18 protein-coding genes are annotated in these 22840 nt (G+C 70.5%); 10 read left to right on the top strand and 8 right to left on the bottom strand.

The genetic code is table 11. The annotated features are described in order from the left end of the window. The first annotated feature begins 1 nt into the window (after window position 1). Complete coding sequence (locus tag OG984_RS14640) at window positions 2-268, top strand: acyl carrier protein (RefSeq protein ID WP_328532281.1); 267 nt, start codon at window positions 2-4, stop codon at window positions 266-268. 64 nt (window positions 269-332) lie between these two features. On the opposite strand, the gene OG984_RS14635 is transcribed toward OG984_RS14640, so the two are convergent. Then, window positions 333-1754, bottom strand: coding sequence for an AMP-binding protein (locus tag OG984_RS14635; RefSeq protein ID WP_328532280.1), 1422 nt, complete (start codon window positions 1752-1754; stop codon window positions 333-335). A gap of 137 nt (window positions 1755-1891) precedes the next feature. On the opposite strand from OG984_RS14635, the gene OG984_RS14630 reads away from it, so the two are divergent. Both OG984_RS14630 and OG984_RS14625 read left to right on the top strand, forming a co-directional pair. After that, window positions 1892-3190: a glycosyltransferase family 4 protein gene (locus OG984_RS14630; RefSeq protein WP_328532279.1), complete on the top strand. Its 1299-nt coding sequence runs from the start codon at window positions 1892-1894 to the stop codon at window positions 3188-3190. Window positions 3191-3307: 117 nt separating this feature from the next. Next, on the top strand, window positions 3308-4423 hold the full coding sequence (locus OG984_RS14625; protein WP_328532278.1) for a DUF1972 domain-containing protein: 1116 nt from the start codon (window positions 3308-3310) through the stop codon (window positions 4421-4423). Window positions 4424-4429: 6 nt separating this feature from the next. On the opposite strand, the gene OG984_RS14620 is transcribed toward OG984_RS14625, so the two are convergent. Together OG984_RS14620 and OG984_RS14615 are read right to left on the bottom strand one after the other, a co-directional pair. Next, on the bottom strand, window positions 4430-5626 hold the full coding sequence (locus OG984_RS14620) for an MFS transporter (RefSeq protein WP_328532277.1): 1197 nt from the start codon (window positions 5624-5626) through the stop codon (window positions 4430-4432). Between the two features lie 49 nt (window positions 5627-5675). Then, on the bottom strand, window positions 5676-5948 hold the full coding sequence (locus OG984_RS14615; protein ID WP_328532276.1) for a hypothetical protein: 273 nt from the start codon (window positions 5946-5948) through the stop codon (window positions 5676-5678). A 380-nt stretch (window positions 5949-6328) separates the two neighbouring features. Here OG984_RS14615 and OG984_RS14610 point away from each other — a divergent pair, with 380 nt between their 5' ends. Beyond that, entirely contained in the window at window positions 6329-7603 is a 1275-nt protein-coding gene (locus tag OG984_RS14610) for an HNH endonuclease signature motif containing protein (protein ID WP_328532275.1), read from the top strand. Window positions 7604-8135: 532 nt separating this feature from the next. Here OG984_RS14610 and OG984_RS14605 read toward each other — a convergent pair. Together OG984_RS14605 and OG984_RS14600 are read right to left on the bottom strand one after the other, a co-directional pair. Then, window positions 8136-10031, bottom strand: a complete 1896-nt coding sequence (locus OG984_RS14605; protein ID WP_328532274.1) for a glycosyltransferase — start codon at window positions 10029-10031, stop codon at window positions 8136-8138. Beyond that, window positions 10028-10786 (bottom strand): CDP-alcohol phosphatidyltransferase family protein, encoded by a 759-nt coding sequence (locus tag OG984_RS14600; RefSeq protein ID WP_328532273.1) that lies wholly within the window; start codon window positions 10784-10786, stop codon window positions 10028-10030. Before OG984_RS14600 ends, OG984_RS14605 begins: the two co-directional genes overlap by 4 nt. A gap of 158 nt (window positions 10787-10944) precedes the next feature. On the opposite strand from OG984_RS14600, the gene OG984_RS14595 reads away from it, so the two are divergent. Together OG984_RS14595 and OG984_RS14590 are read left to right on the top strand one after the other, a co-directional pair. After that, entirely contained in the window at window positions 10945-12066 is a 1122-nt protein-coding gene (locus OG984_RS14595; RefSeq protein ID WP_328532272.1) for a glycosyltransferase family 4 protein, read from the top strand. After that, on the top strand, window positions 12063-13520 hold the full coding sequence (locus tag OG984_RS14590; protein WP_328532271.1) for a lipopolysaccharide biosynthesis protein: 1458 nt from the start codon (window positions 12063-12065) through the stop codon (window positions 13518-13520). Before OG984_RS14595 ends, OG984_RS14590 begins: the two co-directional genes overlap by 4 nt. Here OG984_RS14590 and OG984_RS14585 read toward each other — a convergent pair. After that, window positions 13507-14637: a right-handed parallel beta-helix repeat-containing protein gene (locus OG984_RS14585; RefSeq protein ID WP_328532270.1), complete on the bottom strand. Its 1131-nt coding sequence runs from the start codon at window positions 14635-14637 to the stop codon at window positions 13507-13509. The two genes, OG984_RS14590 and OG984_RS14585, sit on opposite strands and share 14 nt — an antisense overlap. Window positions 14638-14838: 201 nt before the next feature. Here OG984_RS14585 and OG984_RS14580 point away from each other — a divergent pair, with 201 nt between their 5' ends. The 4 genes from OG984_RS14580 (at window position 14839) to OG984_RS14565 (ending at window position 20441) form a co-directional block, all read left to right on the top strand. Then, on the top strand, window positions 14839-17133 hold the full coding sequence (locus tag OG984_RS14580) for a hypothetical protein (protein WP_328532269.1): 2295 nt from the start codon (window positions 14839-14841) through the stop codon (window positions 17131-17133). 129 nt (window positions 17134-17262) lie between these two features. Beyond that, on the top strand, window positions 17263-17889 hold the full coding sequence (locus OG984_RS14575; protein WP_328532268.1) for a hypothetical protein: 627 nt from the start codon (window positions 17263-17265) through the stop codon (window positions 17887-17889). A gap of 24 nt (window positions 17890-17913) precedes the next feature. After that, a complete protein-coding gene (locus tag OG984_RS14570) occupies window positions 17914-19542 on the top strand; it encodes a hypothetical protein (RefSeq protein WP_328532267.1) in 1629 nt (542 codons plus the stop codon). Between the two features lie 11 nt (window positions 19543-19553). Beyond that, window positions 19554-20441, top strand: coding sequence for a glycosyltransferase family 2 protein (locus OG984_RS14565; protein ID WP_328532266.1), 888 nt, complete (start codon window positions 19554-19556; stop codon window positions 20439-20441). Here OG984_RS14565 and OG984_RS14560 read toward each other — a convergent pair. Beyond that, window positions 20438-21466: an acyltransferase family protein gene (locus OG984_RS14560; protein ID WP_328532265.1), complete on the bottom strand. Its 1029-nt coding sequence runs from the start codon at window positions 21464-21466 to the stop codon at window positions 20438-20440. The genes OG984_RS14565 and OG984_RS14560 overlap by 4 nt on opposite strands. Continuing rightward, entirely contained in the window at window positions 21459-22838 is a 1380-nt protein-coding gene (locus OG984_RS14555) for a hypothetical protein (protein WP_328532264.1), read from the bottom strand. The genes OG984_RS14560 and OG984_RS14555 overlap by 8 nt, the downstream gene beginning before the upstream one ends. Between the last annotated feature and the right edge of the window lie 2 nt (window positions 22839-22840).

The raw sequence follows: 22840 nt of genomic DNA, 5'->3' as shown, positions 1-22840 counted from the left end.
CATGACCATCGACACCACCGAAGCGACGCTCGACCGGGTCGGCGAGGCGATCACCGAGGTGATCGGCCCCGACCACAGCGCCGGCACGCTCACCGCGGACACGCTGCTGTTCGGCTCCCTGCCCGAGCTCGACTCGCTCGCCCTGGTCGAGCTGATCACCGTCCTCGAGGACCGCTTCGGCTTCGAGATGGACGAGGACGACATCAACGCCGAGGTGTTCGAGTCGGTCGGGTCGCTGGCCGAGTACGTGCGCGGGCAGCTGGGGTGATGTCTGTCCCAGGGATACCCGGTCGACCGGGTATCCCTGGACCTGACGGGCACTGAAACGCCAGTCAAGTCCGTGTAGTGCCTGTCAAGTACGCCTGCTCGACCAGCATCTGAGACGCCGCCTGGTCGATCTTGCCGTTGCCGAGGCGGGGGATCTGGGCGACAGGGACGAGTAGGTCCGGCACCGAGTCCGGGCGCAGGACCGTCGGGAGACCACGACGGAGGTCGTCGATCTGGGTGGCCGGGCCCTCCACGAGACTGACCAGGTCGCCGGTGGGGGTGGCGGCGGTGAAGGTGGCCAGGCCGAAGGCCTGCTTCACCTCGGCGTCGAGGGCGTCCAGGTCGACGAAGCTGGCGCTGCGCTTGACCCGGCGCCCCGCGCGGCCCAGGCAGAAGAGGTCCTCGCCGCGGCGGGCGCCGAGGTCGCCGGTGAGCACCTTCTCCGGGCTGTCCCAGCGCGGGTACTCCCCGTTCGGGGCGCCGAAGAGGTAGCCGCCGGGCAGATGGGGCGACTCGATGGCGAGCAGCCCCTCGGCGGGCGCTCCGTCCTCGTCGGCCGACAACGACGTACGCCACGCCCCGACCGCGCCGCGCCCGATACCGAGCGCCCCGTGGACCGTCGGCAGCTCGTCGCCGGCATCGAAGCGGGCGGCACTGGCGAACCCGATCGTCTCGCTGGTGCCGTACGTGTTGACGACCGTCGCGACCCCGAGGTCGAAGACCCGCTGGGCGTCGGTGGCGGAGAGCCGGTCGCCGCCGGAGCCCCACACCCGCAGGGTTCGCGGGGCGGCGTCGACCCGTTCGGCGGCCGCGAGGTCGATGAACCGGGGAGCCAGCCGCAGGTGCGTCGCCTCCACCCGGGCGCAGAAGCCGAGCGGCCGGAGCCGGTCACCCAGCGAGCCGGACAGGTGCAGGGAGGCGCCGGCGGCCAGGGCGACCAGCAGGTTGGTCATCGCCAGGTCGTAGGAGAGGTGCGAGACCTCGGCCCACGCCGAGGAGGCGTCGAGGTCGAGCGCGGCCGCTCCGTGCGGGACGAAGGCATCGATCCCGGCCCAGGCCGACACCACGCCCTTGGGGCCGCCGCCGGTGGAGCCGGAGGACATCGCGACGTACCCGGCCGCTCGTGGTTCCGCCGCCGACGACGACGAGGCGACCGCCCGGATCCCCGACCGGTCGAGGACGACGTCGGGGTGGAGCGCCTGGACGAGCGAGCGGCGGTGCTCCTCGGGCGCCGACGGGTCCACGAAGCAGACCGAGAGGTCACCGAGGATCGCGGCCACGAGCGCGACGACCGCATCGGTGGACAGCGGCAGCGCGACCGCGACCAGCGGACGTGGGACGCCCGCGGCCGCGACGAGGGCGAGCCGCAGCTCCTCGGCCGCGTCGACCAGCCCGTCCGGGCCGACCGACGTCCGCCGATCCGCGATCACGGCCTCCGACAGAGGTCGGGTGCGTACGGAGAGGATGCGCTCGGCCAGCGGGTTCACAGAACGCGAGGCTAGGAGCCGCGAGCCGTCGGGGTACGGGCCTCGCGACTCACGATCCCCGGATTGGGGGATATGCCGTACATGCCCGACAAGCCGGTCCCCGCCCCCTCAACGCTGCTCCTATGGTCAAAGAGATCGTGGCAAAGACGCACGTGCTGATCATCGTCCAGAACCTTCCCGTGCCGCTGGACCGACGGGTCTGGCTGGAGTGCCAGGCGCTGGTCGCGCGCGGCTACGAGGTCAGCGTGATCTGTCCGAAGGGCCCCGGCGACCCAGGGCGCCAGCAGCTGGGCGGCGTACGCATCTACAAGTACAAGCCCGCGCCGCAGGCCCGCGGCGTGCTCGGTTACCTGCTCGAGTTCGTCTACTGCTGGATCCGCACGGCGCTGCTGGCCAACAAGGTCTGGCGCGACCGTCCGTTCACGATCATGCAGGCGTGCAACCCGCCCGACACCTACTGGCTCCTGGCCCGCATCTGGAAGCGCCGCGGCGTCCGGTTCGTCTTCGACCAGCACGATCTCAACCCCGAGCTCTTCCTCTCCCGGTTCGGCACTCCGACCTCCCTGCCCGCTCGCGCCCAGCTGGCCGCGCTGCGCTGGCTCGAGAAGCAGACGTACGCCGCCGCCGACCAGGTCATCTCGACCAACGAGTCCTACCGGAAGGTCGCGATCACTCGCGGCGGGATGGACCCCGACGACGTGACCGTGGTCCGCAGCGGACCGGACACCTCGGTGATGCGTCCGGTGCGGCCCCATGACCCGCCGCCCCACGCAGACCGTCACACTCTCGTCTACCTCGGGATCATGGGGCCCCAGGACGGTGTCGACACGGTGCTGGAGGTCATGGAGGAGCTCGTCCACCGGCGCGGCCGCACCGACGTCGACGCCGTGCTGATGGGCTTCGGCGACTGCCTCGAGGACCTCAAGCGCCGCTGCACCGAGCTGGGCCTCGACGACGTGGTCACCTTCACCGGGCGGGCCGGCTCCGCGCTGATCGCCCAGCACCTCAGCGCCGCGGCCGTCGGCCTGTGCCCCGACCTGAAGACGCCGCTCAACGACGTCTCGACGATGAACAAGACGATGGAGTACATGGCGTACGCCCTGCCGTCGGTCTCCTTCGATCTGGTCGAGACGCGGGTCTCCGCCGAGGACGCCGCGCTCTTCGTCCCGTCCGGCGACGTCGCGGCGTTCACCGATGCGGTCGAGTCGCTGCTGGACGACCCCGAGCTGCGCGTCGAGCTGGCGTTGCGGGCACGGGAACGGGCGGCGAAGGTCCTCGACTGGGGGCCGCAGTCGGCGGCGTACGTGCAGGTCTACGACTCCATGTGCGCGATCGGGGAGTCACCGAAGGCCGTCGAGGGGTTCGAGTACGTCGATCTGGACGACCCGGACGCACTGCGACAGTTCGTGCTCACCCGCGGACCTGCGGTGACGTAACCGATTTCGGGTATATGACCCGGACTTCGGGACCGCGGGCTTCGCGGATCCCCTTGGATGGCTCCTTGTGCTGAAATAGGAGCCATCGGCTCCTAGCAAACTAGGAGTCAACCCCACGTGACCCCCACTGTACGGATGCTCGGGACCCGTGGCGTGCCCGCTGCCCATGGCGGTTTCGAGACCGCGGTGGAGAACATCGGACTCGACCTGGTCGACCGCGGCTGGCGGGTGGTCGTCTACTGCCAGGACGACGAGCCGCACGCGGACCTGCGCATCGACTCGTGGAAGGGCATCGAGCGCGTCCACGTGCCGGCCCGTCACGACGGTCCGCGCGGGACGATCGAGTTCGACGTCGGCGCGGTGCGGCACGCCGCCCGGGAGGCCGCTCAGGACGGCAGCGTATGCGTGACGTTCGGCTACAACACCGGCGCGCTCAACTCGGTGCTGCGCTCCCGCCGCATCCCCAACATCATCAACATGGACGGCATCGAGTGGAAGCGGGCCCGCTGGTCCGGCCCCGAGAAGGCGTTCCTGTGGACGCAGGAGCGGGCTGCCTGCTGGCTCGGTGACCATCTCATCGCCGACCACCCCGAGATCGCCCGTCACCTGGCGACCCGAGTGCCGGCCGAGAAGATCACCACGATCGCCTACGGCGCGCCTCGTGTCGTGGACGCGCCCGAGTGGCCGGTGCTCGACCACGGGCTGGAGCCCGGCTCCTACCTGACGCTCATCGCTCGCCCCGTGCCGGAGAACAGCATCCTCGAGGTCGTCCGGGCCTTCTCCAGCCGCCGGTGGGGCCGGAAGCTGGTGGTCCTGGGTTCCTACGACCCGTCCGACGACTACCAGCGCGCGGTCCTGAAGGCGGCGAGCGACGAGGTCGTCTTCCTCGGCGCGATCTACGACACCGACATCGTCTCCGCCCTGCGCTTCCACTCGGTGGCGTACGTCCACGGGCACCAGGTCGGCGGCACGAACCCGTCGCTGGTCGAGGCGCTGGGCTGCGGCAACGCCGTGATCGCCCACGGCAACCGCTACAACCGCTGGGTCGCCGACGGCGCCGCGCTCTACTTCTCCGACGAGGCCGGGGTCGTCTCTGCGCTGGAGCGGGTCCTGTCCGAGCCCGAGCTCACCGCGTCGCTGTCCGCGGCCGCCCGTGCCCGGCACTCGGCCGAGTTCACCTGGAGCCGGATCACCGATCAGTACGAGGCGCTCATCCGCACCCACCTGCGCTGAGGTTCTCTAGACGTCGGTGGCGATGTCTGGCGCGCGGGGTGCGGCCTCGCGGGCGGTGTAGGCGCGGTAGGCGAGCACGCAGGCGACGGTGAGGACGGCGGCGGTCACGGCGCAGGCGGTGAAGAGCATGTGCCACTCGTTGTGGTCGGCCGCGGGCCCGGCGACGACGGCGGCGATCGAGCTGCCGATGAAGAGCGAGGCGGCGAAGCAGGCCACGACGGTGCCGCGCGCCTCGGGAACGATCGAGGTCGCCCAGGTCTGCAGCGAGGTGTGCAGGAAGGCCCAGGTGACGCCGAGCATGATCACGATGCCGATGATGGTGGGCACCGAGACGCGCATGGTCGCGACGGCGTACCCGACCGTCAGGGCGCTGCCGCCGATCCCCATCAGCGCCCAGCGGGGCAGGTGGCTTGTGAGTGTTTTGAGGACCTGCGAGGAGAGCAGGACCGCGATGCCGTACGCAGCCGCCGCCAGCCCCGCTCGCGCGGCGTCGACGCCCTGGGCCTGCAGGGCGGGGGCGAGGAGGGTGAGGACGCCCAGGACCAGGCCGCCCTCGACGAAGACGAGCAGCCCGACCACCAGCACCCAGCGGTTGCTGAAGGCTGCCCGGAACGCGGCTCTCACGCCGCCGTTGGTCGCTCGTGGCGGCTCGGCGAGCCTCCTCAGACCCCAGGCGCTGACCAGGGCCACGACCGCCGGCACCGCGAACACGACCCGCCATCCCGCCAGCTGACCGGTGATCCCCGCCGCTGCCGCCGCCAGCGCGGTCCCGACCGCCATCGCCGCCATCAGGTCCGAGAGGGCTCGCTGCCGGTGGGTGGCGGAGACGGTGTCGCCGACGTACGTCAGCGACGTCGGCACGATCGCCCCGAAGAAGGCCCCGGCGACGACGCGCATCACGACCAGGGTGATCAGGTCGGGTGCCAGTGCTGATCCCAGTCCAGCGATCCCTGCCCCGACGAGCGCACCCCGCATCAGACGGACTCTGCCGAATCGGTCCGAGAGTGCTCCCCACAACGGCTGACAGAGGCCGTACGCCAGGTAGTAGCCGCTCGCGATCGCCACCGCCTGTCCCACCGAGACCCCGAACGTCGTTGCGACCAGGACCAGGATCGGGCTCACCACGAATCTGTCGAAGCTGCTCACGAACGAGGCGATGGAGATCCAGACCGGTGGGCGGGTCGGGTCTGGGGGAGAAGGCACATCCTTCAGGTTAGTAAAGAACCGTTGCTTCGGGGCTGGTGTGGGCCGCCTACGTGGTTTCGAGGGTCTTCTCGGTCTGGTCCGGGGTTCCGGTGGTCGAGCTTGTCGAGACCATGCTCCGGTGGTCGAGCTTGTCGAGACCTCGTGTTGCGCCGGTGGTCGAGCTTGTCGAGACCCATGTGTTGCGGACCAGCGATGCGCCGGTGGTCGAGCTTGTCGAGACCCACGTGTTGCGGACCAGCGATGCGCCGGTGGTCGAGCTTGTCGAGACCCACGCGTTGCGGACCAGCGATGCCCCGGTGGTCGAGCTTGTCGAGACCACGCTGTGCGTAACCGTTCTTCGTGGCGGGTCTGGGCCGCCGACCCTTTCCTGAGGGTGTTCTCGATCTGCTCCGGCGTCAAGGACGGGCCTTCGGCCCGCCGGCTTCGCCGGCCGCTTCGCGGTCCTGGACTCCGGACCAGATCGAGAAAGATTTGGCTGGCTATCGGGGCGGCGGCCCGGGTGTGGCGCAGCGAGATTCTTACCTGTTTGGGTCGATGTTGAGGGGTGGAAGGGTGGCCCTTCGGGCCACTTATCATCCACATGGACGATGCCGTTCGCTGACCGCGAAATAGCCTTTGACCTGGGAAAATAGCTGGATCGATCGGCCCGGAGGAGGTAGAATGAGCCCTATCACAGCACACCTCTGAGGGAGGGGAGCGATGAGTCTCGGCCGCGAGCTCGACCACTGGGGAACCAACCCCGGCGATGCGGTCGACGCTGCTCTGAGCGCTATCGAATCCGCCCTCCACGACCTCCTTGCAACCGACCCGGTCTATTGGCGGACCGATCAGAAGAAGGACCTGCTCGAACGACTCGAGAAATTCCAGGCCCAACAGGCCGCGTTGAAGCTGCGGGTCCTCGCGGCTGCTGGTGACATCGCTGAGGAGACTGGGGCCAAGGATGCCTCGGGGTGGATGCGGACCGAGTTGCTGGTCGACAAAGCCGTCGCCCGGTCCCAGATCAAGCTCGCGACCAGCATCGCCAAGTACGAGCGCGTCGCCGCCGGGCTCGCTGAGGGTGTGGTGTCCCCGGACAAGGCTCGGGTGATCACGACGGCGCTGGACAAGATCGACGCGGATCCGGTCGCCAGTGCTGAGGATCTGATCCTGGCAGAGAAGCTCCTGGTCGACTACGCCACTAGGTTGACCGCCAACGAACTCCGCATCGTCGGCAAACGCATCCTGCGCGAGATCGACCCCGCCCGGTTCGAGGACGCCGAAGCCAAAGCACTGTTGGCCGAGGAAGAACGCGCCCAGCAGAAGACCGCGCTGCGGGTGTGGGACAACCACGACGGCACCATCGGATTCGACGGAGTCATCCCGACCTCGGTCGGGATGCGGTTCAAGCGGCTCGTCGAGGCCTACGCCCAGCCCCGCAAACAGTTGCTCCTCGACAAAGGTGCCCCGCTGCCGCCATGGGAACGACTCATGGGACAAGGGTTCGCCCGGCTCCTGGAGACCATCGACCCGGCCGCCGTGCCGCGTCACGGTGGCGATGCGACCACCATCAACGTGGTGATCAGCCTCGAGGAGCTCCGCAAAGACCTCGGGATCGCGACCCTGGGCTACGACGAGACCAACGGAACCACCATCTCGGCTGCCGAGGCACGCAAGTTGGCGTGCAACGCCACCATCATCCCCTGGGTGCTGGGCGGCGACGGTGAGGTTCTCGACGCGGGTAGGGCGAGCAGGTTCTTCCAACCGATCCAACGCAAGGCGCTGCGGCTCCAGCAGAAGTGCTGCCAAGCCGAAGGCTGTGACATGCCACCCGAATGGTGCGACGCCCACCACCTCAACCCCTGGGCCGCAGGCGGCAAGACCGACCTGAAGGACGGGGCCCTGTTGTGTCCGCATCATCACCGTCTCGCGCACAACCCCGCCTACACCCATGAACGACTTCCGGATGGAACCATCCGATTCACCCGCCGTCCCTGAAACCAGCATGTCCATGCGGCCACTCCACCAGGCCACCGACAACGCCACCGCCGACCAGCCTCGACCTCCAGTCGAAGCCGTACACCCACGCGTCCGCCCGAGTCAGGCCGCGCCAGACCAACCCGCACTCCACGAGTGGGCGCGAGCAGGGGGCGACTGCCACGTCGAGCACGCCGAGTCGGCGTGACTGTCTCGCCAGAGTTGGTCGAGTCGGCGCTGCTGTCTCGGCGGGGGCGGTCGAGTCGGCGCTGCTGTCTCGGCGGGGGCGGTCGAGTCGGCGCTGGTGTACTGACTTTTTGGGGCAATGGCGCCGACTCGCGGTGATTCGGCGGGACAGTGGCGCCGACTGGGCGGGAGAGGTTGGGACGATTTGCGAGGTGTCATCGGCTAGTGCAAGGGCCCGAACCCGACCCGGTCAACAGGGTGAGGGCGTCGCTGGTGAATCGTTCACAAGGTCGGGCCCACTGGCGTAGGCGCCGCGCGGCATGGCCCGCCGGGGGTGCGGCTGATCGCGCTTGTCGAGATGACCCCGCTACGGATACAACGATGCCCGGAACGCCGCAGCATGAAGCGCAGCCGACTCGGGCCACTCCCGCGCTGAGAGATCGGGGCGGTCGCCAGGTGGGTTGGCGGCGACTGCTTTCAACGCGCGCTCCAGGTCTTCGATGGTGAGGGCGCCTTCGAAGAGGTGGAGCCAGCCTTCGCCGACCTCCTCGGCGAGGCGGCGATTGACCTCGTTGTCGGGGGCGAGGACGGGGGTGTCGAGGGAGAGGGCCAGCAGGAGGGCGCCGGAGTTGTGCATCGCCTTGTAGGGCAGCACGACCAGGGCGGCGGCGGCGATCTCGGCGGCCAGGGTGGCGTCGTCGGCGTAGCTCAGGTCGGCGCTCACGCGGGGGTCGGTGTCGACGGCGGCGCGGACCCGGTCGGCGAGGGCGGGGTCGGCGGGGGAGCCGACGAGGCGTACGTCCAGGTCTGCCTCGGGACTGTCGGCGACCGCCTCCAGGAGCTGCTCGACGCCCTTGTAGGGCTTGATCAGGCCGAAGTAGAGGGCACGCCGGGGGTTCGGGGTGGTCACGGCCGGAGGCTCGATCCGCTCGAACCAGTCGCGGTAGTGGGCGTGGACGATCGTCGAGGCCGGTACGTCGAGCGGGGGAGCGGTCTGGTCGGTGAGCCGGATGACGTGCCGGGTGCGGCGCTCGAAGGCGTCGAGGAGCCGGTGGTCCCAGCGGGACAGACCGTCGGGACGAGCGAGGTTGTGCCAGGTGCGTACGACGGGGGTCCGGGTCAGCCGCAGTCGGGCGACGAACGCGGTGGTGAGCAGGCGGCGGGCCAGGCGACGGAGGGGTGTGCCTGTCGACGTCATCAGCAGCTCGGGCCAGTGCACGTGGAAGACGTCGTAGCGGCCCGCGATCGCCCGGGCGAAGCCGAACAGCACGACCTCGGTGTCGTCCCGGCGTCCCAGGGTCTCGACGAGCTGGACGATGTAGGGATTGGTTGTCGCGCGCAGCTCGCGTACCGATTCCATGACCCGGACCGGCCGGTCGCGGCGGCCGTCGCGCAGTCCCTCGAGGACCGCGGAGACGGGACGAAACGGGTGCAGGAGCTGACGACGTCCACCCCGCATCAGGATCTCGTACGCAGCCCCGACCGCCCCGCGACGCCAGGCCCGCTCCTGCTCCTGGCTGAGCCAGGTCCGCGCGAAGAGGGCGCGGTTGCGGATGTTGAAGTAGTAGTAGGCGGGTGACTTGGCGCGGGAGCCCTCGGCGCGCTGGGTGCCGCCTCCGGAGTGGATCGCGGTGGCGCCGTCGACGATCGCGACCCGGCCGCCGAACGCCCGGGCGCGGGCGCACAGGTCGACGTCCTCCCAGTAGAGGAAGTAACGCTCGTCGAAGCCGGTCAGCCGCTCCCACAGCTCACGGGTGACCGCGAAGCAGGCTCCGGTGATCCACGGCAGGGTCTCCGCCCCCGGATGCTCGGCGCGACGTCGCCACGGGCGCATCGTCCCGGTGTCGAGGTCGAGATCGAGTCCCGCAGAGGCGACCGACCCGTCCGGGCCGAGCACGGTCGGACCGGCGAGCAGCAGCGGCTCGGCCTCGACGGCGGCCACGAGGCGTACCGCCGACTCGGCGTCGATCGTGGCATCCGGGTTGAGGAAGAGGAGCACCTCGGCGCCCTCGGCCAGCGCGGCCGCGGCGCCCAGGTTGCAGCCGGCACCGAAGCCGGTGTTGGTGCCCGGGAAGACGCCGGTCCAGCCCTCGCGCTCGCAGAGGGCCCGGACGGTGGCGCGGTGGGCGTCGGTCGAGTGGTTGTCGACCACGACGATCCGAGCAGGCCGGAGGGCGGCGGCGACCCGGGCCGTGTGCCGTTCGAGCAGCGCCGGGTCGCCGTAGCTGACCACGACCACGGCGACCCGCGCGAGGTCGGTCATCGGGTCACCTGGGAGGGGCTGTCCAGCGCCCGCAGCTCGCGCCACCACTTGCGCAGCGCGACGGCCAGCGCGGCGGCGTTGCAGACGAAGACCAGCGTGTAGGTCCACCAGAAGAGCATCCCGAAGCCGAGCAGCACGAACATCCAGCACTGCGCGCCGTAGTCCATCGGCAGCAGCGCCCACTTGCGCAGCGGGTTCTCGTGCACCGCTGCTGACGGCGACCCGGACGAAGCCGGACGCAGCGTCGGCATCAGGATCAGCCCGAAGTAGGTCACCACGGCGACCACCTCGAACCCCAGCGGCACCAGCAGCCACCCGTCGGCACGCGGACCGAAGCGATAGCAGGAGACGAGCACCGCCAGATGCAGGCCGGCCGTCTTGAAGCAGTCGATGGTGTGGTCGAGCCACTCGCCCGAGCGTGACCCGCCACCCCGGAGCCGGGCGAGCTGGCCGTCGGACGAGTCGAGCACGTAGCCCGCGGCCAGCAGCACCGCGACCACGACCCCGGTCCACCAGCGAGGCTCGACCAGCGCGAGCATCGCGAGCCCGGCGGCCGAGAACGTCGCGCTCACTGCCGTCACCTGGTTGGGCGTCGCACCGATCGTGTGTGCGGCCGCGGCGACGACCCGGCCGGCGGGCCGGTTCACGAGCCGTGAGTAGGCCGCCGTGTTGAGCGAAGGCTTCTGCGCCTGCCCCAGCGCCTGCAGGTGCGTACGGAACCCGCCGGGGGCGCGTTCGGCGCCGGTCGCGGCCATGCTCGATCCTGCTTCGCTGTCACGTGGGGGAGGGACATCGGGACCCTAGAGGATCCACAGTCCGCCCAGGCCGTCGAGCCCGTTCGCTCCCCAGATCTGGGTAGGACTTTGCCAGGACCTTCGGCCCGGGCCGTTCGGGTGGCCTACCTTTGCTCATCATGCGTTTGTTGGTCGCCCACCCGTCGCCGGACGTCTACGGTTCCGATCTTCAGCTGGTCGAGACGGTGCGCGGGCTGCACCAGGCGGGGCAGCGGATCACCGTGGTCGTCCCCGAGCGGGGACCCCTGATCCCGTTGCTCGAGGCTGCCGGTGCGAGCGTCGAGGTGATGTCGTTCCCGGTGCTGCGCAAGGCCTACCTCAGCCCGACGGGTCTGGTCCGGCTGGCCGCGGCGCTGATGGTGTTCTGGGTCCGCGCGGCACGGCTGTGGCGGCAGGTCCGCCCCGGCCGGCTGCTGGTCAACACCGTGACGATCCCGTGGTGGATCGTCGTCGCCCGTGCGGCCCGCGTCCCCGTGATCTGCCACGTGCACGAGGCCGAGGACGACCAGCCCAAGCCCGTACGCCTCGCCCTGACCGCTCCGCTGCTGCTGGCCACCCGGGTGGTGGCCAACTCGCGGGCATCGCGTGACGTTCTCGTGCGCACGGTGAAGGCGCTGGCGCGGCGTACGACCGTCGTTTACAACGGGGTGCCGGGGCCGGAGTCCGTCGCGGCGGCGCGTGCTCGGACCCCGAACGGCCCGTTGCGGCTGGTGCTGGTCGGACGGCTCTCGCCGCGCAAGGGGACCGACGTGGCCCTCGAAGCGCTCGCCGAGGTGCGCCGTGGCGGGATCGACGCGCATCTGCGGGTCTGCGGGTCGGTGTTCGCGGGCTACGAGTGGTTCGAGCAGGAGCTCCGCGTCCGCGCCTCCGACAGCGACCTCGCCGGCAGCGTCGAGTTCCTCGGCTACGTCGACGAGCCCGCCCGCGAGCTCGAACAGGCCGACGTGGTGCTGGTGCCCTCCCGGGTCGAGCCCTTCGGCAACGTCGCCGTCGAGGCGCTGCTCGCCGAGCGGCCGCTGGTCGCAAGCCGGGTGCAGGGTCTGGCCGAGATCGTGACCGACGGCGAGACCGGTCTCCTCGTGACCCCCGGCGACGCCGGCGACCTCGCCGAGGCGATCCTGCGGCTCGCCGCCGACCCCGCCTTGGCCGCCGAGCTGGCGTCCGCCGGACGCAAAGACGCCGAGGAGCGCTTCGGCACAGAGCGCTACCTAGACCAGATCGCCGCTGAGGTCCTCGGTTGAGCCTGGGTAGGAGCGCCGCCCGAGGGGGGATGGTGGTGCTCGGCGGCCAGGGCGTACGCATCCTGGTCCAGGTCGCCTCCGTCGCGGTGCTGTCCCGGCTGCTCAGTCCGCGCGACTACGGCCTGGTCGCGATGGTCCTGGCGGTCATCGCGGTCGCCGAGATCTTCCGCGACCTCGGGCTCTCGACCGCCGCGGTCCAGGCCAAGGTGCTGACCCGCGAGCAGCAGACGAACCTGTGGTGGCTCAACACCGGCCTCGGCGTCGGCCTCGCGCTCCTGGCCGTCGCGGCCGCCCCGCTGGTCGCGGCCCTCTACGACGAGCCGGCACTGACATCCCTGACCGCCGCCCTGGCGGGCATCTTCGTCCTCAACGGCATGGCCGCGCAGTACCGTGCCGACCTCACCCGCCGGATGCTCTTCGCCAGGCTCGCCGCCGCGACCACGCTGGCGCCGCTGCTGGCCCTCGGGATCGCCGCGTACGCAGCGGCCAACGGCGCCGGCTACTGGGCCCTCGTCGTCCAGCAGCTGGTCCAGGGCGCCGTCGCGCTGGTGGCCGTCGGAGCGTTCGCCGGCTGGCTCCCCGGGCGCCCACGGCGCGGGGTCGAGATGGGCGGGTTCCTGCGTTTCGGCTGGTCGCTGGCGGGAACCCAGCTGATCAACTACGCCGCCAGCAACATCGACTCCGTGCTCATCGGCACCCGCCTGGGCGCCGACCAGCTCGGCTCCTACAACCGCGCCTGGCAGCTGCTGATGAACCCGCTGGTCCAGCTGCGTGGCCCCACCACGACCGTGGCGCTGCCGGTGCTGAGCCGGATCCGAGACAACCCGGCGCTGACCCAGCGGTTCGTGCAGCGCGGCCAGGTCGCGCTCGGTTACAGCCTCGGCGCCGGGCTCGGCCTGCTCGCGGGCGCCGCCGCCCCGGTCTGCGCGCTCTTCCTAGGCCCCGGCTGGGACGTCGCCGGTGTCTTCGCCCTGCTCGCCTGCGCGGGGCTGTTCCAGACGCTGGCCTACGTCGGCTACTGGGTCTACCTCGCCCACGGCCTGACCACCGAGCTGCGTCACTACACCCTGGTCGCCTCGGTCCTGAAGGTCGTCTGCGTGCTCGTCGGCGTGCGCTATGGGATCACCGGCGTCGCGGTCGGCTACGCGACCGCCCACCTGCTCGAGTGGCCGCTGTCGCTGTGGTGGATCTCCCGCCGCACCCGGCTCCGTGTCGGCCCGCTCTACCTCGGTGCCGCCCGCATCCTGCTCGTCGCGGGCGCCGTGGCCGGCGCGGCCTACGCCACCGCCCAGGCCCTGCACGCTCAGCACCCCGGGGTGACGGTGCCGGCCTGCGTGGTGGCCGGGGCCGCGGCGTACGCGCTGCTCCTTCTTGTCCCGCCGATCCGTCGCGACGTGATGTCGCTGGTGGTGACGGTGCGCGGGGCGCTCGGCGGGCGATTCAGCCGCGGGTGAGCGTCACCGGGCGGCCGGTGTCGTTCCAGACGTTGCCGGAGTGGCTGATCTTCGTGGAGGACGGGTGGATGATCGCGCAGCCGTCGATACGCTGGTCGCTGAGGAACCGGTTGTCGCGGATCTCCACGCCGCGGATCGGGCCACGGCTCTTCTCGGCGACGTTGACGGTGCAGCCACCCCCGCCGAGCAGGTTGTCGCGGATCGTGACGTCGCTGACGTCGCCGATGCTCTGGGTGATCTGCACACCGGCGTTGTAGGCGCCGGTGAAGCGGTTGTCCGCGATGGTGATGTTGCTGCCGCCGATGATCTGGATCGAGTCGTCGTGGGAGGCGCCACCGTCCTGGTACGGGTCGCTCTCGAAGTGGTAGTTGTCGTGAAACCAGTTGTCCCGCACGGTCACGTTGCTGCCGGTGATGTGCACCTGGTCGGTGACGTGGTGGATCTCGGAGCTCTGCAGGGTGAAGTCGTGGCCGACCACGCCGTTGACGCCCGGGGCGGCGTTCTCGGCCCGCACCTCGACATTGCTGACCAGCATCCCCGCGCCGTTGCCGTTGTTGTTGGAGATCCCGGCGGTCTCCGACTCCGTGGGCACGATCACCAAGGTGTTGCGGATCGTCACGTTCGGCGCCTCGACCCGGATCCGGCCGCGCACCTCGAGACTGTCGACCACCTGTCCGGGAGTCCTGATGACCAGATCGCCGCGGTGGACGCGCAGCTTCTTCTTCGGAGGTACGCCGGTATCGCGCGGCCCCGGCGAGCCCGCCCCCGGAGGAGGCGAACCCAGCGGCTCACCCTCGCGCGGCTCCTGCCCGGAAGGCCTGCCGCCGGAGCGGTTCGCCGGGTCCGAGGACCGTGTCTTCGGGGCCGCGTCGGCCGAGGGCCTGACCGAGCTGGTCGAGGAGGCGGACGGAGACTCCGACGAGGACGGCGAGGGGGTCAGGGTCACCGGTCCGCCGAAGTCGTCGGGCGGCAGGTTGGCGTAGTTCCGCTCCGTACGCGGCGCGGTGTCCTCCGCCTGACCCCTGGTCAACACATAGGTCGAGGACAGCGCGACCACGGTGGCGACCGCGGAGATGCCGAGGAGGATTGTCCGGGGTGGGCCGGGCGGGACAGTCAAGAGACGTATGCCTTCCTGTGGACTGTGCAGCCTACTGACGTTGCTGGAGTCTGCACCACGCAGTTTGCGCGGGTTGGGCGCCTGGGTCCAACACATACCCGATTCAGGGGATGGGGAGGGCGATTGACGGGTAGATGGCTGCGGATGTCCGCGACACTGCCGTGTCGCGGCCGAGGGAGCCGCCTTGTGCAGGGATGGATGATGACGCGGATTCACGAGTGGCGTCTGCTGGCGGCCGGGGCGGTCGCAGCTGTTCTCGGGGTGAGCAGCCTGGTCATGTCGGGAGGGGCGACGGCGGACACGGCTCCGGTCGACCCCGAGCTGCCGGAGACGGTCTCGGCCGACGTACTTCCGACGGTGCAGATCGACGGGGTCGCCTGGAAGCAGGTCATCGTCGGTGACACCGTCTACGTCGGGGGCAGCTTCACCTCGGCTCGTCCGGCGGGCGCCGCGGTCGGCACGAACGAGACCCCGCGGTCCAACATGCTGGCCTACCGGCTCTCCACCGGTGAGCTGATCCCCGGCTTCGCGCCGAGCTTCAACGGCCAGGTCAAGGACATGGCGCTCTCGCCCGACAAGTCCCTGCTCTACGTCGCCGGCAGCTTCACCCAGGTCAACGGGGTCAACCGCTACCGGGGCGCCGCGATCAACCTGGCCACGGGTGCACTGACCAGCTTCCGGCCGATCTTCAACTCGACCACCAACGCGGTCGCGGCCACGTCCACCGCGGTCTTCTACGGCGGCGTGTTCACCTCCGCCGACAACACCGCGCGTACGAAGCTGGCGGCCGTCAGCCCCACCGACACCGGCACCGGCCTGCTGTCGATGAACCCGACCGTCTCCAACGGCTCCGTGCAGGACATCGTGGTCTCGCCCGACGGCGCCGACATCGTGATCGGCGGCAACTTCACGAGGGTCAACGGCTGGTCCAGCCCCGGCTACGGCCTGGCCCGGATCAAGGTCGCGACCGGCGCGTCGATGTCGCTGCCGGTCAACTCCGAGGTCCGCAACGGTGGCGCCAACTCCGCGATCCTCGCCCTGGAGAGCGACGGCACCAGCTTCTACGGCAGCGGCTACCACTACGGCAGCGGCGGCAACCTCGAGGGCTCCTTCAAAGCCAGCTGGGCAACCGGCCAGCTGACCTGGCTCGAGGACTGCCACGGCGACACCTACTCGATCTGGCCGACCGCCACGACCGTCTACCAGGCCAGCCACAAGCACTACTGCGGCAACTCCGGCGGCTTCCCGGAGACCAGCCCGCGCAGCTTCCAGCACTCCACCGCGGTCACCCAGGCCGTACGCGGCACGAACACCCGCGACATCTACGGCTACCCCGACCACCCCGGCACCCCGCGGCCGGAGTTCCTGGAGTGGTACCCGAAGTGGACCCCCGGCACCTTCACCGGCGCAAACCAGGCTCCCTGGACGGTGACGGCCAACGCCGACTACGTCGTCTACGGCGGCGAGTTCCTCAAGGTCGACGGGGTCGCCCAGCAGGGCCTGGTCCGCTTCGCGGTCAAGGACATCGCCCCCAACGACGTCGGTCCGGCCCTGTCGGGCGCCGACTTCGGGCTCACCGCGACCTCGCCCGCCGACGGCCAGGTCCGGCTGACCTGGCCCGGCAACGCCGACCGGGACAACGCGACCGTGACCTACAAGGTCTACCGGGCATCGGCCGACTCTCCGATCCACACGAAGGCCGTCACCGCGGCGTTCTGGAAGCAGACGACGCAGAGCTTCCTCGACACCGCCGCGCCGCCGGGCACCACCCAGAGCTACCGCGTCGTCGCCGAGGACGCCTTCGGCAACCAGTCGCCCACCGAGTGGGTCACCGTCGACGTCGCCGGCGAGCCGGCCCCGCCCGTCGAGGGCATCGTCGCGGCGGACGCCTTCGGGCGTGCCGAGACGAGCGGCTGGGGCACGGCCGACACCGGCGGCACCTGGACCCGCACCACCGGCACCGCGGGCAACTTCTCGGTCTCCGAGGGTCGCGGCCGCCACGCGGTCACCGCCAGCGGGACCACCGAGTCCCGCCTGCAGGAGGTCTCGGCCGGCGATGTCGACGCGACCGTCAGCGTCGGAGTCTCCCGGCTCCCCGACGCCGGCTACGTCTGGTCGATCCTCGGTGCCCGCGTCTCCGGCGCCGACCACTACGCCTCGCGGCTGCGGTTCAACCCGGACGGTACCGTCGGCCTCCACCTCGTACGCAGCGGCACCCCGGTCGTCGGCGCCAACGTCGTCCCGGGCCTGAGCGTCGCCCCCGGCGACCGGCTGAAGGTCCGCCTCCAGGTCACCGGCACCGCACCCACGACCGTGCGCGCCAAGGTGTGGCCGGCCGGCTCGACGGAGCCGTCGGGATGGACGTACGAGCTCTCCGACTCGACCGTGGCCAACCAGCTCCCCGGTGGGGTGATGCTGCGCGGCTTCGGGTCCTCGACGATCGGCACCACGCCGGTCGAGGTCAGCTATGACGATCTGAAGGTGATCGAGCCGTAGGCCTCGCTCCGCACGTACCCGATCTTGGGGAGTAGACGTGTGGATCCCCCCGCGGGCGTCGGACTTGGGCTTCAATGCAACGTCTTTGAACAGATGTCTATGTCCGACCCCGCCCGCGGAAGATCCCCCATGCTCAGTCAAGTCCCGCGTTCGAGGATGTACGTCGCGGCAGCCGTCGCTGCTGCCGCCGTCCTCGTGAGCGTCGCGGTCGTGCTCATCGTGCGCAGCTCGTCCGGCCCGGCCACCGCCGGGTCGGACTCGACGGTGGCCGCGGCACCCTCTTCGACGCCGTACCCGTCGGAGAAGGACTCCTCCTCGTCCTCCGACTCGGACGACGAGGACGCGGACGAGTCATCGGACGGCGACCGCGCGCTCGGGCTGAAGGCCGTAGCGACCACCTCCCCGGGCGTGACCGCGCGGCTGGCCAGGATCGACTCCGTCCAGGCCACCGCGAGCCTGCCCGGTGAGATCGGTGGACCGGCGCTCGCGATCACCGTGAACGTGAAGAACGAGACCGGGAAGAAGCTCGACCTGGCGCTCGGCGTGGTCAACGCCTACTACGGCCCGGAGCGCACCCCGGCGGTGAGCGTCGCCTCCGACGGCGAGGTGCCGTTCCCGGCCTCGGTCGCCGACGGTGAGTCGGCCAAGGGCGTCTACGTCTTCCAGATTCCCGAGGAAGCCCGCCCCGTACGCGTCGAGCTCGATCTGGGCAACGGCGCCGACGTGGTGGTCTTCAAGGGCCGTCCCCAGCGATAGACCTCCCCCACGATGAGAGATGTGATGAAGCCGATCCTGGCTGTGCTGGTGCTCGTGGCAACGAGCCTGACCCTGGCGACGACCTCCGCCTCCGCGGACACCGCGCCGATCGATCCCGACCTCCCGACGACGGTCGCTGCCGACGTACTTCCCACCGTGCAGATCAACGGTGTCGCCTGGAAGCAGGTGGTCGTCGGCGACATCGTCTACGTCGGCGGCAGCTTCACCTCCGCCCGCCCGGCGGGTGCCGCGGCCGGCACCAGCGAGACGCCGCGGTCCCACATGCTCGCCTACCGGCTCTCGACCGGGAAGCTGATCACCACCTTCGCGCCGAAGTTCAACGGCCAGGTCAAGGACATGGCGCTCTCGCCCGACAAGAAGCTGCTCTACGTCGCGGGCGGCTTCACCCAAGTCGACGGCGTCAACCGCTACCGGGGCGCGGCGATCGACCTCGCGACCGGGAAGGCCACCAGCTTCCGGCCGATCTTCAACTCGACCACCAACGCCGTCGCGGCCACCTCCAGCGCGGTCTTCTACGGCGGCGTGTTCACCTCGGCCGACAACACCGCGCGTACGAAGGTGGCCGCGGTCAAGCCCAGCGACACCGGCACCGGCCTGCTGCCGATGAACCCGAAGGTCGCCGGCGGCAACGTCAACGACATCGTGGTCTCCTCCGACGGCACCAAGATCGTGATCGGCGGCGCGTTCACCAGCGTCAACGGCTCCTCGAAGCCGGGCTACGGCCTGGCTCGGCTCGAGGTCTCCTCGGGCAGCTCGCTGGCACTCCCGGTCAACGACGAGATCCGCAACGGCGGCACCGAGGCGGCGATCCTCTCGCTGGAGTCCGACGGCACCAGCTTCTACGGCAGCGGCTACAACTACGGCGGTGCCGGCAACCTCGAGGGCTCCTTCAAGGCCGACTGGGCCACCGGCAAGCTGACCTGGCTCGAGGACTGCCACGGCGACACCTACGCCGTGTGGCCGACCGCCAAGACCGTCTACCAGGCCAGCCACAAGCACGGCTGTGACACCTCCGGTGGCTTCCCGGAGACCAAGCCGCGCAGCTTCCAGCACTCCACCGCTACCACCCAGGACGTACGCGGCACCAACATCGCCGACGACAAGTACGGCTACCCCGACCACCCCGGCACCCCGCGGCCGGAGTTCCTGGAGTGGTACCCCAAGTGGACCAACGGCACCTACACCAGCGCCAAGCAGTCGACCTGGACCGTGACCGCCAACGGCAGCTACGTGCTGTACGGCGGTGAGTTCCTCAAGGTCAACGGCGTCGCCCAGCAGGGCCTGGTCCGGTTCGCCGTCAAGGACATCGCACCCAACAAGGTCGGCCCGACGCTCAAGGGCGCCAAGTGGGCGCTGACCGGCTCCTCGCCCTCCGCGGGCAAGGCCACGCTGAAGTGGCCGGGCAACCCCGACAAGGACAACGCGACCGTCACCTACAAGCTCTACCGTGGCTCGCTCGACTCGACGCCGATCAAGACCGTCAAGGTCACGGCCCCGTTCTGGAAGCACACCGCGATGACCTTCACCGACACCGGCCGCGCCAGCGGCTCGTCGCAGAAGTACAAGATCGAGGCCGTCGACCCGCTCGGCAACATCTCCCGCTCCGACTGGGTGACGGTCACGATCAAGTGATCTGGGTCTGCATGCTCACCTATCGGCGCCCCGAGGGGTTGGCCGAGGCCGTGGGCATGCTCCGGGCCCAGCTCGACCTGGTCCCTGACGCGCGGCTGCTCGTCGTCGACAACGACGAGCAGCCCAGCGCAGCCGCCGCCGTGGCGGAGGCGGCCGCTGGGGACGTACGCGTCGTCTATGTGCACGAGCCGACCCCCGGTATCGCCGCCGCCCGCAACCGGGCGCTGGACGAGACCGGTCCCGAGGCGGTCGTCGTCTTCATCGACGACGACGAGCAGCCCTCGGAGAAGTGGTTGCCGACGCTGCTCGCCTGTTGGCAGGAGACGGGTGCCGCGGCCGTGGTCGGGCCGGTGGTCTCCCGCTTCGACGGGATGCCGGACCCGTGGATCGAGGCGGGCGGATTCTTCCGGCGGCTGCGGCACGCAACCGGCACCGTCGTCACCACCGCGGCGACCAACAACCTCCTCCTCGACATGGCCCAGGTCGGCAGGCTCCGCTTCGACCTCGGCTTCGGTCTCTCCGGCGGCTCCGACACCGTCTTCACCCGCACCCTCTCCGCTGCTGGTGGCCGGATCGTGTGGTGCGACGAGGCCCCCGTCCACGACCTCGTGCCCGCCGACAGGGCGACCCGGGACTGGGTACGCGCTCGCGCCTCACGCATCGGCAACTCCGACTCCCGGGTGCAGGTCCATCTCGCCCCCGCGGGCCGCCGCCCTATCGCTCGGCTGCGCGCCTCCGCCCGCGGCCTCGTACGCGTCCTCGGCGGTTCCGCCCGCCTCGTCCTGGGCCGTGTCACCGGGTCGCAGGCCCACCACGCCCGCGGCACCCGCACCCTCCTCCGCGGCCTGGGCATGCTCCGTGGGGCTTGGGGCTCCCACGTGTCCGAGTACGCCCGCTAGCGCTCGCCGGCTCGACCAGCTGGGGTCGGTGGCATCGCCAGAATGCGCTTGGCGGTCCAGCGCGGGATCGGGAAGTCGAAGATGCCCCGGACGCGGCCGGTGATCAGCCGGTCGAGAGCCAGCGCGAGCAGGACCGCGACGAGGGTCAGCAGGGGCACGGCGACCAGACCGGCACCCGGCGGCCAGTCGACGTCGCGGCCGATGAGCAGGGCCGCGGCGGCGGTGATCGGGAAGGCGTGGACGACGTAGATCGGCAGCGTGCGGGTGCCGAGGTGGCGTACGAAGCCGAGAGCCGGGATCCGGGCGATCATCACCCCGAGCCCGCAGCCCGCGGCCACCGCGAGCAGGCCCAGCATCGGTCGCACGAAGATGATCCGGTCGTCGGCGACGTAGAGGAAGAACCCCAGCACCACCACGTACGCCACCCCCAGCCCGACCACGTGGACCGGCCGCATCCGCGGCACGACCGAGCGCACCGCGGGTGCCGCGCGGGAGGCCAGCACGAAGAAGAACCAGTAGCGGAAGGTCTTGTCCCACGGGACGTCGCCGGTGGAGACCAGTCCGGCGGCGAAGACCGCGGAGACGATCAGCGCGGCGCCGACGACGAGCCACGCGGGAAGCCGGCGGGTCAGCCAGCCCACGAGGGTGAACAGGCACAGCGTGTAGAGGAACCAGAGATACACGTTGGGCTCGACCAGCACCCGCGTGACCGCGGCGACCCCACCGGGTGGCGAGTGTGGCAGGAGCGCGCGGAAGACGCCGAGCAACAGGCACCACAACAGGTAGAGGTAGATCAGGTTCAGGCACCGGGTGCGCAGCACCGTCCGCAGTGGGCGGGCGAGCAGCGCGGGAGCGAGGAGACCGGAGAGGAAGAAGAACAGCGGCATCCGGAAGGTGTCGAGGGTGTAGGCCAGCCGCGACCACGGGCCGGCGAGCCCGACCAGGTCGAGGTTGATCACGGCATGGAAGAGCACCACCAGGATGATCGCGAGGCCGCGTGCGGAGTCGATCCAGCCTTCACGCACGCTGCGGACCTGCGGCGAGATAGCGACGGCGGGCGCGCTGGCCGTGTTGTCCCTGGCGACGGGGCAGCTGCGGCCGCGGCGGCATCGGCGGGGCCTGATCGGCTTCCTTGCGCTGCAGCAGGAACACCCCGAGCGCGAGCGTGAGCGGCGGAAGGGAGCTGATGATCGGGCCGAAGAAGAGGTTCCAGCCGAGCTGCAGGGCGAGGAAGATGCCGAGCGCCGTGCCGGTGCGGTGGGCCATGCTGCGGCCCAGATAGATGGTGGCGAGCCACAACAGCCACCCCGACAGCACCAGCCCGGCGAGGCCGAACCAGATCCACAGGTCGCCGATCAGCGAGTGCACCTCGATCCGGGTGCCGAACATGTAGTGCTCGACGTAGCCGTTGTCCGGGTCATAACCCAGAACAGACATGCCCTGCTTCGCGACCTGCATGTCGGTCGAGGTGGCCATGACGCCGGCGCCGTAGCCGAGCGGCTCGTGCAGCATCAGCGCGACCGTGGCCCCGATCTCGGGCCGGCCGCCGAGGATGAGCGATCCGGCTGCCTGGGTCTGCTCCTGGGTGCGCTCCTGGGCGGACTGGCCGAGGTAGCCGTCGAGCGCGGCCCCCTCCAGCGCGCGGTATAGCCCGAGGCCGAGCGCGCCGACCAGCACCAGCGAGAGCAGCGCCGAGGTCGTCCGCTTCGCCGTCCGAGGCCGGTGCTGCCACAGCAGCAAGATCGCGGTCATGATCAGGAACGCGCTCATCGAGCGGGCCCCCGACAGCGCGGTGACCGCGGTGAGGACCCCGAGGGCGGTCATGTCGGCGAGGAGCCTCTTGCGGGGACGCCGCCGGATGAGCAGGCAGGCACCGAGCAGCAACATCGTCGAGGGCATCGCGAACCCGAACCGCCACGGTTCTTCGGCGAAGCGCGAGCCCATCGTCGCGGTCATGAACGAGCCGAGGGCGTAGAGGCACACCACGACCCCCGGCGAGAGCACACGCTGCGCCCAGAGCAGCGCCCCGACACACAGCGCGGCGGAGACGACCGGGATCAGCTCGAACACCACACCGGCCTCGGTCGGCGGGTGGGTCGCCGAACGCCAGGTGGCGAGCGCGACCGCGGAGACGAAGCAGGCAAGAAGCAGTACGCCGCCCAGGGCCGCCCCGCGATAGCGGCTCGCCTCCCGGATCCAGACCGGCGCCAGGGCTGCACCCATCAGCCCGCCCACGGTCAGGCCACGGGCGAGAGTGAAGTCGGTGCCGGCCAGGAACGCCGCGGCCCCGGCCAGGAGCGCGGTGAGGACCTCCCAGCCGGTGCGCTCGGCGAGCGGGGTGCGTCCGATGCGCCCCGTCCGCCCGTGGCGGACCCGGACCGCCGTCGCGACGGTCATGC

The organism is Nocardioides sp. NBC_00368 (genome assembly GCF_036090055.1).
In the GTDB taxonomy this organism is placed as follows: Bacteria; Actinomycetota; Actinomycetes; order Propionibacteriales; family Nocardioidaceae; genus Nocardioides.
Note: the sequence above shows the minus strand (reverse complement) of the source record. Positions and strands in the feature narration are given on the sequence as shown.

What these genes read in the sequence shown, in the direction of transcription:
- OG984_RS14640 (WP_328532281.1), top strand. Translation starts at nt 2, where the DNA reads ATGACCATCGACACCACCGAAGCGACGCTCGACCGGGTCGGCGAGGCG.
- OG984_RS14610 (WP_328532275.1), top strand. Translation starts at nt 6,329, where the DNA reads ATGAGTCTCGGCCGCGAGCTCGACCACTGGGGAACCAACCCCGGCGAT.
- OG984_RS14605 (WP_328532274.1), bottom strand. Translation starts at nt 10,031, where the DNA reads ATGACCGACCTCGCGCGGGTCGCCGTGGTCGTGGTCAGCTACGGCGAC.
- OG984_RS14600 (WP_328532273.1), bottom strand. Translation starts at nt 10,786, where the DNA reads ATGGCCGCGACCGGCGCCGAACGCGCCCCCGGCGGGTTCCGTACGCAC.
- OG984_RS14595 (WP_328532272.1), top strand. Translation starts at nt 10,945, where the DNA reads ATGCGTTTGTTGGTCGCCCACCCGTCGCCGGACGTCTACGGTTCCGAT.
- OG984_RS14580 (WP_328532269.1), top strand. Translation starts at nt 14,839, where the DNA reads ATGACGCGGATTCACGAGTGGCGTCTGCTGGCGGCCGGGGCGGTCGCA.
- OG984_RS14575 (WP_328532268.1), top strand. Translation starts at nt 17,263, where the DNA reads ATGCTCAGTCAAGTCCCGCGTTCGAGGATGTACGTCGCGGCAGCCGTC.
- OG984_RS14570 (WP_328532267.1), top strand. Translation starts at nt 17,914, where the DNA reads ATGAAGCCGATCCTGGCTGTGCTGGTGCTCGTGGCAACGAGCCTGACC.
- OG984_RS14565 (WP_328532266.1), top strand. Translation starts at nt 19,554, where the DNA reads ATGCTCACCTATCGGCGCCCCGAGGGGTTGGCCGAGGCCGTGGGCATG.
- OG984_RS14555 (WP_328532264.1), bottom strand. Translation starts at nt 22,838, where the DNA reads ATGACCGTCGCGACGGCGGTCCGGGTCCGCCACGGGCGGACGGGGCGC.